This window comes from Ottowia oryzae, assembly GCF_003008535.1.
Taxonomy (GTDB): domain Bacteria; phylum Pseudomonadota; class Gammaproteobacteria; order Burkholderiales; family Burkholderiaceae_C; genus Ottowia; species Ottowia oryzae.
Map to the genome: position 1 here is coordinate 1698192 of NZ_CP027666.1, position 10883 is coordinate 1709074.

Consider the following 10883-nt stretch of genomic DNA (forward strand, 5'->3'; position numbering starts at 1 on the left):
AATTTTAGGCCGAATCGCTTGTCGTATTGCAGCAACATATGCCCAGAATTCAGGCTTCGTCTGACGGCGCGGGCGCGGGTTCTGCTAAGAATGCGGAAGGACGTGTGGCACAATCGACGCAGCGTTTTCGGTGGTGGTCACTTGAAGCGTCCGATTTATCGCAGCCCGGCTGCGGCTTTTTTCCCATGAGGAGAACCATGAAGAAACTGAACAAAGTGGCGACCCTGTTCGCTGTTGCAACCGTGGCTGGTTCCGCCTTCGCAGCTGGCTCGACGATCAATTCCGACAACTGGCGCAATGGCCACGGCAACCTGATCTGGAAAAACGGCACGAACGAACTGTGCTGGCGCGATGCCTACTGGACCCCCGCTACGGCTGCTCCTGGCTGTGACGGCGCCCTGCAGGCCCCTGCTGCTACGCCTACTCCTCCCGCTGTTACGCCTGTGCCTCCCGCACCGCCCGCTCCGGTGGCTGCTCAGAAGGTCACCTATGCTGCTGACGCATTCTTCGACTTCGACAAGTCGGTGCTGAAGCCTGAAGGCCGCGCCAAGCTGGACGATCTGGTCGGCAAGATCCAAGGTATCAACCTGGAAGTGATCATCGCCGTGGGTCATACCGACTCCGTGGGCTCTGACGCTTACAACCAACGTCTGTCGGTTCGCCGCGCTGAAGCTGTGAAGGCTTACCTGGTGACCAAAGGCATCGAGCGCAACCGTATCTACACCGAAGGCAAAGGCAAGAAGCAACCGATCGCTTCCAACGCTACTGCCGAAGGCCGCGCGAAAAACCGTCGCGTGGAAGTGGAAGTGGTTGGCACGCGCGCCAGCCAGTAATCCGATTCGGATACTTCTCGATAAAGCCTTGGGGGCGCCAGCCCCCAGGGCTTTTTTGTTTTGGGTGCGCAGAAGGTGTGCCGAGCGACAGGCCCTAACGCTGCGGCTGGCATTTGTTTCTAGCGTGATGGCTCTTTCGGTCACGGCCGCGCAGGCTGACGATGCCTCGACGCCAAAGGCGGAAAACGCCGAGGCGTGCTTGTTCAAGCCCAATGCGAATCTGGTGGCTTCGGGCCAGCCGGTGGTCAGCGTGCTTCTTTCCCCTCGCATGCCCTACGCCATTCCCGAGTGGAAGCGAATGGCGGTTGACGCTGAGCGCGAAGGTTTTCGGACGGCGGTGTACCGCGACCCCCGGGTTCCGGAGCGGGAATGGCGCGAGGCGGCTGTCCGAGCCGACGCCCACGATCTTTTAGAGGCGCCGGTGATGGATGAGCCGACCGCCGCGTCGTGCGGCTTGCTCAACCACACACCGGCAGCCTTGGTTTCCCGCTGCCACCAAGTCCATCCTTGGCCCATTTTGGGTGTCATGCCCAAGGAAGGTTGGCTTGCCGTGCTTCGCTCTCGACTGTCGCTTTTTCAGCCAGGCGCTTGTGAATGACTGATCGCATCCTCCTCACGGCCGTGTGCACTGCCACGGCGCTCACGTTTTCAGCTTCCGCTGCCATGGCGGGGGAGGGCGGTACGCAATGCATCGCGCCCCTCACCTACTTGCCGCTGGACGGTAACGCTGTGGGTTTCGACGCGCAAGGCGTGCCAGCACTGGGCACCTACGAGCGCATCAGTCCGGATGGGCGTTTCATCCTGAGGTCCTATTCCGGCGCCAAGGTAGGTACGGTCAGCCTTATGGAATTGCCGGCCAGTGGTGACGGGTCCATTCGCGTTTACTCGACGCCGTTTTCCAACGAAGTCTTTCCTGTGCAGGGAACATGGCGCTATCTGGTTGACGTCAACGGTGATCACTACCGGTTCACGGATGTGCTGCGCCGGCAAGGCGAGGCCAAACCATTGTTCCGCGCGGGGATGACGGGGTTTTACGCTGCGGCCTCCGAGCTGCCACGCCCCCAGACCAATCCTGGCGGCTTGGAGGACGAGCAGGCGATATACATCCGATCCCTCAGCTGGCCGCAGAACGCTGATGCCGACAGCCAAGGCGTTGGCCCCCTGCAGGCCGAGACCATCGAAGTGCAAGACGATGGCCGCAGCGCGCGCGTCAAGCGCACGACGGGCGCTCGCTTCATTTGCAGCAATCGACGGTCGGAAGATGGCGGGGTGTTTGCGCTGCCGATGATTTCGATCGACGGGCTGGAGTTTTCCGCAATCCCCCAGTCGCCCAACCAAGGTCAGCCTTCGATGCGGGTCTATGGCCTGAGCGCAGACCCGATGGCCACCGCACACCCTTGCGACCTGCACGCCGATCTGGGAATGTCCCCAAGCAAGGCCGTTTTTGGTTACGCGCCGCCGGCCGCCTGGTTGACTTACAGCGACCTGGGCTCGGTTTACGTGTTCGACCGCGCGCTGAAGCAGTCCTTCCGTATGGACAGCGCACGCGAGCGCACGCTGGTCAGCGCCTTCCCAGGCCTCACGCGAGACGGGCGAGTTGTCTATGGCGCGACTTGGCGCGATTGCGCGCCCTCCGGCGCGTGCGCGAACCGAGCGGGCTATGTGATCGCAGATCCCTACCAAAGCGCAAGCTACCGTGCCTTTTGGCAAGCACGAGGGCAGCCCGCGCCGAAGGCGTGTATTACCCAAGAACAGGTTTCGGACCAACGCAAGGCGTTTGCGCAGAAGCATGGCCTAGCAGAGTGAAGCCGCGCACGCATGCTGAGCACGCGCCGCGACGAATAGGCGTGCCGTGGGACAATGAAGCATGACCGAAGTGAACGCAGATCAGGCTGAACTGGCGAAGTTTTCCGCCTTGGCACACCAGTGGTGGGACCTTCAGGGCGAGTTTGCCGCGCTGCATCAAATCAATCCATTGCGACTCGACTGGATCGACGGTGCTTGCCCACTGAACGGGCAGCGTGTTCTGGACGTGGGCTGCGGCGGCGGCATTCTGGCGGACGCCATGGCGCGCCGCGGTGCCGACGTGCTGGGTATAGACCTTGCAGAAAAATCGCTCAAGGTCGCCCAACTGCACGCGCTGGAGACGCAAACACCGCACGTGGCCTACCGCTGCGTGTCGGCCGAGGCGCTGAGTGAGGAAATGCCGGGTGCGTTCGACGTCGTCACCTGCATGGAAATGCTGGAGCACGTACCAGACCCCGCATCCGTCGTTGCCGCCTGCGCCCGGCTGGTTCGGCCGGGTGGTTGGGTTTTCTTCTCGACCATCAACCGCAATGCCAAGTCTTTTTTGTTGGCGATTGTGGGCGCCGAGTACGTGGCGAACATGGTTCCCCGCGGAACGCATGAGTACGCGCGGCTGATTCGTCCCCATGAACTGGCGGGCTTCTGCCGCTCCTCCGGGCTCGACTTCGTGCGCAGCAGTGGGCTTGAATTTCACCCGTTGACGCGTCGCTTCAGTCTGAGCGATGACACCAGCGTCAACTACATGGTCGCCGCCAGACGTTCAGCCTGACATGGCAAGCAGTGCGCGGCTGCACGGTGTCCGGGCGGTCTTGTTTGATCTGGACGGCACGCTGATCGACAGCGCGCCCGACTTGGCCCTGGCGGGCAACGCTTTGCGCCACGCGCGCGGGTTGGGCCCCATCGACTTGCTCGTATACCGGCCGCACGCAGGATCGGGTGCGCGCGGCATTTTGCGTGTGGCGCTTGAAGCCACGCCTGAACACCCTGGCTATGACGCCTTGCGTGACGAGTTTCTTGTCGCCTACCAGCACCACCTGCTTTCGCAGACGACGTACTTGACGGATGTGCCGCAACTGCTGGTCGGCCTGACCGACCTGGGCATGGCGTGGGGCATTGTCACCAACAAGGCCCGCCGGTTTACCCAACCCACGGTAGAAGCATTCACCGACTTGCAGGCGGCGGCCACGGTAATCAGCGGCGATTCCACGCCGTACACCAAGCCGCATCCCGGGCCCGTCTTGGCCGCGCTGCAGTCTGCCGGCTTCTCTGCCGAGAGCACCTTGTATGTGGGCGATGACGAGCGCGACATCCAGGCGGGCCGCGCGGCCGGTGTGCGCACGGTTGCTGCCACGTACGGCTACCTGGGCCCGGCGGCAGATCCGCTGGCCTGGGGCGCCGATGCCGTCATTCATTCGCCCCTGCAACTCTTGAATTTGCTCGATCCGGCTTAAAATACGAGCCATCCGGGGCTGCATTGGTTTCGACGTGGGTTGGAATCGCCTCAGGGCATGCCGAGGTTCAGTCACCTCGCTAAACCGCTGAAAAAAACTAACTGCAAACGACGAACGTTTCGCACTCGCCGCTTAATAACCGGTGAGCCTCGCAACAGCAGGCCGATGGGCTGGGCAAGGGCGGCGCAAGCCGTCCCGGCTGCGGGGGAATTCACATCGGCTGGCTTGTGTCCGGGTACCTTGGGCGCAGGCAAGATTCAAGGGTACTGGCTGGCTGGATAGCGTGCGACTGCGCGACTCGGTCGGTAAGATCTAAATCAGACCGCTAAGCATGTAGAACTGGGCGTGGAAGATTTGCGGACGCGGGTTCAAATCCCGCCAGCTCCACCATATCCATGGGTAAAGGCGTTCACCGAGCATCGGTGAACGCCTTTTTCTTTGTGTGACTTGCGCAATCTTGTGAAAGTACGGCCGGCGCCGCTTTTGTCAGGGCGCGCTCAACAGGCGCGGGCAGCGGTGGGTTGCCGTCGTGTCGGTGGTGACGGAGCAAACAATTGCTATCAAAATAAAAGCTGCTCGCGCCGTAAGGCGGGCGCTAGCGGTGTCTGCAGACATGATCGAGCCGCCGCATTCGCTGATCTGCGCATTTCGTTGCCGCCGCCCGTTCTGGCGGCCGCACTGCGCGGCACAGGGACCGTTTCAGCAACGTGGCTCGGCTCGGCGAGCTACCGCATCGTGCTGTTCAACCCCCGCCAATCCCAGCCTGCGCTGGCGAATCTGCTTTGAATGGGCGCCGGGCCATGGCTGGCGTGACGCTGGCGAAGGATCGGTCTTGCGCGCTGGCGCGCAGGGCCTGACGCGCTCAGGCCGGCTCAGCCACCAGCGCGGGCGTGGCTTCGGCCAGGCTTTGGCAGCCGCTCAGGGCCATGGCCATTTCCAGTTCGTCGCGCAGGGTGCGGATCATTCGGGCCACGCCCATGGGGCCGGCAACCGCCAGCGCGTGAACCGTCGGCCGTCCAACCATGACGGCGCTTGCGCCCAGCGCGATGGCTTTCAACACGTCGGTGCCCCGGCGAATGCCGCCGTCGACGATCAGGGGCAGTGCGCCGCCCACGGCCTTGGCGATCACCGGCAAGGCCTGGGCGGTGGCGGGTGCGGTGTCCAGCGTACGGCCGCCGTGGTTGCTGACGATCAGGCCGGCCACGTTCAGTGCCTGCGCCTGCCGCGCGTCGGCTGGGTGCAGCACGCCTTTCAACCAGACGGGCAGACGTGTGCGGGCCTGCAACCAGGCAACGTCTTCCCACGTGGGTGCGGTGGCGGGCACGCCAGCGCAGTAGGTGCCATCGGCCGCCGCGTTGTGGGGCGCGCCGCTGTTTGCGGTGGGCAGGTGTACGGCGTGTATGCCGGGCGGCAAACTGAAGGCGGCGCGGCGTTCGGCGTCGCGAACACCTTGCACGGGCGCATCGACGGTGAGCACGATCCCCTCGAAGCCCGCGGCTTCAGCGCGTTCGATCAAGGCCAGGTTCACGCCACGGTCGGCTTGCCAGTAGAGCTGAAACCAGAGCAGGCCGCGACCTTTGTCTGGCAGATAAGCCTGCGCAACATCTTCCATCGGCACGCTGGACAAGGTGGCCAGCACAAAGCCTGCCCCTTGCGCAGCCGCGGCCACGGCGCTGGCCCATTCGCCCTGGTCGTGCGCCAGACGCTGGAAAGCCACCGGCGCGAGCATGATGGGGTGCGCCAACTCGCGCCCCGCCAGCGTGGTGCGGGTGTGGCCGCCCGCCAGCGGGCGCAGCACGCGCGGCCACAACGGCCACTGCTGCCATGCGTCCGCGTTGGTGCGCAGCGTGTGTTCGTCCGCAGCGCCTCCGTCGAAGAACGCCGCGACGGCAGGATCCAGCCGGGCCCGTGCGGCCAGCGCCAGCTCGTTCAGGTTCACGGGAAAGCTCGGCTCTTGCATCGATTTTGATAGCTGCTTGCGCTGGTGGGACGGGCGCTGGAGGCCTATTTTGTCTGAATCGGGTTGCGGCGAAAGCGACGGCTGCAACCACTTAGGGGCTGGCCCACATCCGCAGCAGGTTGTGGTACGTGCCGGTCAGCCGCGTGGCTTCGTCGCTTTCGCCGTTGCGCTGGCGCAGCGCGAGCAAGGCCATGTCCATGTCGAACAGCAGGCGGCGCTGTTCGTCGCTGCGCACCATGCTTTCGATCCAGAAGAAGCTGGCGATGCGCGCGCCGCGCGTGACGGGCGTGACCTGATGCAGGCTGGTGCCGGGGTAGAGCACGGCGTCGCCCGCGGGCAGCTTGACGCCATGCTCACCATAGGTGTCTTGCACCACCAGCTCGCCGCCGTCGTATTCATCGGGTTCGCTGAAAAACAGCGTGCAGGAGACATCCGTGCGCACCCATGCGTCGTCGGCACGAGAGTGCAGCACCGCGCCGTCGATGTGGTTGCCGTAGTGGTTGCTCTGGCCGCTGTAGCGGTTGAACAGCGGGTTGAAGAAGCGGCGGGGCAGCGCCGCCGAGAACAGCAGCGCGTCGCGGCGCAGTGCGCCCAGCACCAGCTGCCGAAGCTCGGCCGCCATGGCGCTGTCTTGGGCCAGCTGCTCGTTGGATTTCTGCTGCGCTGCCTGGGCACCCGCGCTGCGGCGCCCGTCGATCCAGGGGGCTTCGGGCGAATGCAGCAGGGCGCGCCCCCGGGCCAGCTCGTCGGCCGTCAGCACGTTCTTGAGGTGGATCAGCATGAAGGGCGCCTTTCAAAAGCAAGGCAGCCGCCCGAAGGCGGCTGGTGGTGGTCCGGCGTGGCGGTGTTCCTTGCGCGCTGCGGCTATTAGAACAGCGCTTTGAACGTCAGCTCAACGCGGCGCGGCGCACCCGGTGCGTAAAAGCCCCGGTACAGCGCGTCGGCGTACAGCTTGTTGGTGAGGTTGGTCACGTTCAGCTTCAGCGACATGGTTTCGGTCAGGTTGTATTCGGCCATGGCGTCGAAGGTGACGAAGCCCTTGGCCTTGACGGCGCGGCTGCCGTCCGGGTGCTGGCTGCTGCGGTAGTTGGCGCCCAGGCCCACGCGGAACTTGGGCATGAGGCGGTAGGTGGTCCACAGGCTGCCGCTGTTGCGCGGGGTCAGGCCGGGGCGGTCGCCCTGCACCTGGGCACCGCCGCCGTTGGCGGCCAGCACCTGGTTGCTGCGGTCGATCTTGGCCTCAGGAATCCAGGCGTGGTTCCAGAACAGTTCCCACGCCGGCGTGATGCGGCCCGCGGCGTTGAATTCGACGCCCGCAGCGTGGCGCTTGCCCGACAACAGGTATTGCGCTGCGGCGCTGTCAGGGTCGGTGTTGCGCTCGTTGTATTTCTCGGAATAGAACACGGCCGCGCCCAGCGTCAGGCGCCGGTCCAGCACGTCCCACTTGCCGCCGATCTCGATGTTGCGGCTCTTCTCGGCAGGCGTGTTGGCCAGCACGTTGTTCGGGCTGTTGGGCGTGAACTGGTAGGCGTCGCCCGACGTGTTGTACGAGGTACCGTAAGACAGGTAGTACGACTGCGTGTCGCTCGGCTGGAAGAGCAGGCCCACGCGCGGGCTCCACAGCGACTGCGACTTGCTGAAGCTGTAGCCGGGCGTGACGGCGCCGTTCGCGGCGGTGGTGGCCACCGTGTCGTAGCTGCCCTTGAAGCGGTCAAAGCGCAGGCCAGCCACCAGCTTGAGCTGCTCGGTCAGCGACATGGTGTCTTGCGCGTAGATGCCGAAGTTGCTCGCGTCGAACTTGTTGTAGGTGGGGTCAGGGCGCAGATCGTCGTGCCACTGGTGCGGATTGGGCTGGCCCACGGTGGTGGTCAAGGTGCTGGCCGGCCCGGCAAAGTTGTTGTTGCGCTTGGACTTGTCGTAGTACAGGTCCACGCCCGCCATGATGTGGTGCTGGCCGCCGCCCCAGTTGAACTTGTTGCTGTAGTCGCTTTGCAGCTGCGTCAGGTCGCTGGTGCCCAGCCGGCCCTTGGGCGAGCGGGTGATGATGGTGTCTGGGCCCCAGTTGTCGATGGTGGTGGGGGCGCCGTGGGTGGTGCCAAAGCGGATCACGCTGGCCCACAGGTCGCGCTCGTAGCGGCCGTGGCGCAGTTGCGTCTTCAGCTCGCCGCCGTTGTCGAAGCGGTAGGTGTGCGCCAGCGTGGCGTACGTGGCCTTGGTGTTGAGCTTGTCGTTGTCGAAGCCGTAATAGTCGCGCGCGCGCAGCGTCGGCACGATCACGCCGTCGCGGATGAACCAGGGGTGGTTGTAGGTGGAGCGGCCGCGCGAATCGAGGTGGTACAGGCCCACCGAGAATTCGTTGCGCGTGCCGATGCCCCAGCGGAAGCTGGGCGCCACGCCGATCTTTTTCTGCTGGCTGCCCCAGTTGCTGGCGTCGTGCGCCAGCGCGTTGATGCGGAAGGCCGAATCCTGGCCCGTCTGGAAGTTGAAGTCGCCGGTGATGCGTTTCATGCCGCCCGTGCCCACCGTCGCGTTCACCTCATGCTGGTTCATCAGGAATGGCTGCTTGCTGACCTGGTTGACCACGCCGCCGGTGGAGCCCTTGCCGAACAGCATCGACGCCGAGCCCTTGATCACTTCCACGCGGTCGTCGTTGAACGTGTCGCGCTCGTACAGCGCGCCGTCGCGCATGCCGTCGCGGTAGATGTCGCCCGCCGTACCCAGCGAAAAGCCGCGCAGGCGCACGTCTTCCTCGCCCGTCTCGCCCGACAGGAAGGTCACGCCAGCGGTGGAGCGCAGCACTTCACGCAGGTCGTCCAGATTGCGGTCTTGCAACTGCTTTTCGGTGAACACGGTGACCGATTGCGGGATGTCGCGCAGTTCCTGGTTGCCCTTGCCGATCTGGGTGCGGGTGGTGCGCAGCTCAGTCTTGCTGTTGGTGGGCGCGCCCGGCTCGGCGGTGTCGCGCACCGTGACCGTGGGCAGGGTGCCAGCGGTGTCGGCGCCAGGGGCTGCCGCAGCGGGGGCCGTCTGTGCCAGCGCGGCGCTGCCCAGGGAGCCCGCCAGCAACATCGCACCCAGCGGCAGCAGCGCGTTGGCGCCCTTGGGGCTGGATGCTACAGATTCAGAAGCGACTTGCGCAGGTACGACGAGGGCTGGAGCCCGATTTTTAGGGTTGCGACGGGAAGCGGGCATAGTCCGGTAGGGCTGAACGTGGGTGAAATAGTTTTGGCCGCTTGCGCCCCCGGTCATACAAAAGCCACCCTGGTGGGTGGCTTGGGTTTCATGCGCGGGCTTGGGCGGATGTGGGAAGTTGTAAATTCTAAATAAATGCGAATCGTTGTGATTAGCGAATTCGCCTGCTGTCATTAATCCGCAACACACCGCAGCAGAGCGCACCAAATCGGCGCAAAAAAAGGGCCCGTAGGCCCTTGATGCAATGCAGCGCCGCGCTGGGCGCGCTGTGAACGGTTTGTCAGGCTTCCAGCTCGCCCATCTGGCTTTGCAGGTAGTTCTGAATGCCCACCTTGCCGATCAGCTCGATCTGGGTTTCCAGAAAATCGATGTGCTCTTCGGTGTCGTCCAGGATGGTCTGCAGCAGATCGCGCGAAACGTAGTCGCGCACTTTCTCGCAATGCTCGATGCCGTCTTTCACGGTGGCTTGCGCGGCACGCTCCAGCGTCAGGTCGCAATTGAGCAGCTCGGGCACGTCCTCGCCGATCATCAGCTTGCCCAGGTCTTGCAGATTGGGCAGGCCGTCCAGCATGAAGATGCGGTCCATCAGCATGTCAGCGTGCTTCATCTCGCCGATCGACTCGGCGTATTCTTTCTTGGCCAGCTTGTCCAGGCCCCAGTGCTTGAGCATGCGGTAGTGCAGGAAGTACTGGTTGATGGCGGTGAGTTCGTTCTTCAGCTGCGCCTGCAGAAACTCGATGGCTTTCGGGTCGCCTTTCATGGCTTCGCTCCTTGGGATGTGTACGTCAATGCAGCGATTCTAGGGAGCAGGGCGCACACCTCCAAACCGGGGCCTTTCGGAATACGAACGCTTCGCACCACGCTTGCGATGTGATAGCGGCAAGCCCGCGTCAGATGGCCACCAGCTTGCGAATACCCTTGGCCGCCATCTCTTTGCCGGGGCCTTGCGCAATGACTTCGCCGCGCTCCATCACCAGGTAGTCGTCGGCCAGCTCTTCGGCAAAGTCGTAGTACTGCTCGCACAGCAGAATCGCCATGTCGCCCCGGTCGGCCAGCATGCGGATCACGCGGCCAATGTCCTTGATGATGCTGGGCTGGATGCCTTCGGTGGGCTCATCCAGGATGAGCAGCTTGGGCCCCGGCGCCAGTGCGCGCGCGATCGCCAGCTGCTGCTGCTGCCCGCCCGACAGGTCGCCGCCGCGGCGGTGGCGCATCTGCGCCAGGATGGGAAACAGCTCGAACAGCTCCGGCGGAATCGGCGTGCCCGCCGGCCGATAGGCCAGGCCCATGCGCAGGTTTTCCTGCACCGTCAGGCGCGGGAAAATCTCGCGCCCCTGCGGCACGTAGCCCATGCCCGCGCGCGCCCGGGTGTACGACGTGGCGCCTTGCATCGGCAGGCCTGCCAGCTCGATCTGCCCGGTCTTGATGGGCACCAGGCCCATCAGGCACTTGAGCAGCGTGGTCTTGCCCACGCCGTTGCGGCCCAGCAGCACGGTGATCTTGCCCAGCGACGCGGTCAGGCTGACGTCGCGCAGGATGTGCGAGCCGCCGTAGTACTGGTTGATGTTGCTGACTTTTAGCATTTCAGGCCTCCAGCGCACGCTACACGGGCGCCAACAGCTATTTAATAGATAGCAATGG

At 64.2% G+C, this 10883-nt stretch carries 10 protein-coding genes and 1 other RNA gene; 6 read left to right on the forward strand and 5 right to left on the reverse strand.

Features of this window, described 5'->3' with window-relative positions:
• Positions 1-197: 197 nt before the first annotated feature.
• The 6 genes from ompA to ssrA all read left to right on the forward strand — a co-directional run bounded on the left by ompA (position 198) and on the right by ssrA (position 4480).
• Complete coding sequence (ompA, locus tag C6570_RS07925) at positions 198-833, forward strand: outer membrane protein OmpA (protein WP_106702730.1); 636 nt, start codon at positions 198-200, stop codon at positions 831-833.
• Between the two features lie 127 nt (positions 834-960).
• Positions 961-1431, forward strand: coding sequence for a hypothetical protein (locus C6570_RS07930; RefSeq protein ID WP_106702731.1), 471 nt, complete (start codon positions 961-963; stop codon positions 1429-1431).
• Positions 1428-2639, forward strand: coding sequence for a hypothetical protein (locus tag C6570_RS07935; protein ID WP_106702732.1), 1212 nt, complete (start codon positions 1428-1430; stop codon positions 2637-2639). The genes C6570_RS07930 and C6570_RS07935 overlap by 4 nt, the downstream gene beginning before the upstream one ends.
• 61 nt (positions 2640-2700) lie before the next feature.
• Entirely contained in the window at positions 2701-3408 is a 708-nt protein-coding gene (gene ubiG / locus C6570_RS07940; protein ID WP_106702733.1) for a bifunctional 2-polyprenyl-6-hydroxyphenol methylase/3-demethylubiquinol 3-O-methyltransferase UbiG, read from the forward strand.
• 1 nt (position 3409) lies between these two features.
• On the forward strand, positions 3410-4090 hold the full coding sequence (locus C6570_RS07945) for an HAD family hydrolase (protein ID WP_106702734.1): 681 nt from the start codon (positions 3410-3412) through the stop codon (positions 4088-4090).
• 14 nt (positions 4091-4104) lie between these two features.
• Positions 4105-4480: a transfer-messenger RNA gene (gene ssrA / locus C6570_RS07950) on the forward strand.
• 472 nt (positions 4481-4952) lie between these two features.
• On the opposite strand, the gene C6570_RS07955 is transcribed toward ssrA, so the two are convergent.
• The 5 genes from C6570_RS07955 to urtE form a co-directional block, all read right to left on the reverse strand.
• Positions 4953-6050: an alpha-hydroxy acid oxidase gene (locus C6570_RS07955; RefSeq protein WP_106702735.1), complete on the reverse strand. Its 1098-nt coding sequence runs from the start codon at positions 6048-6050 to the stop codon at positions 4953-4955.
• A gap of 91 nt (positions 6051-6141) precedes the next feature.
• The gene (locus C6570_RS07960) at positions 6142-6831 is read right to left on the reverse strand and encodes a Fe2+-dependent dioxygenase (RefSeq protein ID WP_106702736.1); all 690 of its coding nucleotides are present in this window, start codon (positions 6829-6831) and stop codon (positions 6142-6144) included.
• 86 nt (positions 6832-6917) lie between these two features.
• Positions 6918-9242, reverse strand: coding sequence for a TonB-dependent receptor (locus tag C6570_RS07965; RefSeq protein ID WP_164675509.1), 2325 nt, complete (start codon positions 9240-9242; stop codon positions 6918-6920).
• Between the two features lie 280 nt (positions 9243-9522).
• On the reverse strand, positions 9523-10002 hold the full coding sequence (gene bfr / locus C6570_RS07970) for a bacterioferritin (protein ID WP_106702738.1): 480 nt from the start codon (positions 10000-10002) through the stop codon (positions 9523-9525).
• Positions 10003-10132: 130 nt separating this feature from the next.
• Complete coding sequence (gene urtE / locus C6570_RS07975; RefSeq protein WP_106702739.1) at positions 10133-10825, reverse strand: urea ABC transporter ATP-binding subunit UrtE; 693 nt, start codon at positions 10823-10825, stop codon at positions 10133-10135.
• Positions 10826-10883 lie beyond the last annotated feature (58 nt).

Coding starts and splice junctions, on each gene's coding strand:
- ompA (WP_106702730.1), top strand. CDS start 198: ATGAAGAAACTGAACAAAGTGGCGACCCTGTTCGCTGTTGCAACCGTG.
- C6570_RS07930 (WP_106702731.1), top strand. CDS start 961: ATGGCTCTTTCGGTCACGGCCGCGCAGGCTGACGATGCCTCGACGCCA.
- C6570_RS07935 (WP_106702732.1), top strand. CDS start 1,428: ATGACTGATCGCATCCTCCTCACGGCCGTGTGCACTGCCACGGCGCTC.
- ubiG (WP_106702733.1), top strand. CDS start 2,701: ATGACCGAAGTGAACGCAGATCAGGCTGAACTGGCGAAGTTTTCCGCC.
- C6570_RS07945 (WP_106702734.1), top strand. CDS start 3,410: ATGGCAAGCAGTGCGCGGCTGCACGGTGTCCGGGCGGTCTTGTTTGAT.
- C6570_RS07955 (WP_106702735.1), bottom strand. CDS start 6,050: ATGCAAGAGCCGAGCTTTCCCGTGAACCTGAACGAGCTGGCGCTGGCC.
- C6570_RS07960 (WP_106702736.1), bottom strand. CDS start 6,831: ATGCTGATCCACCTCAAGAACGTGCTGACGGCCGACGAGCTGGCCCGG.
- C6570_RS07965 (WP_164675509.1), bottom strand. CDS start 9,242: ATGCCCGCTTCCCGTCGCAACCCTAAAAATCGGGCTCCAGCCCTCGTC.
- bfr (WP_106702738.1), bottom strand. CDS start 10,002: ATGAAAGGCGACCCGAAAGCCATCGAGTTTCTGCAGGCGCAGCTGAAG.
- urtE (WP_106702739.1), bottom strand. CDS start 10,825: ATGCTAAAAGTCAGCAACATCAACCAGTACTACGGCGGCTCGCACATC.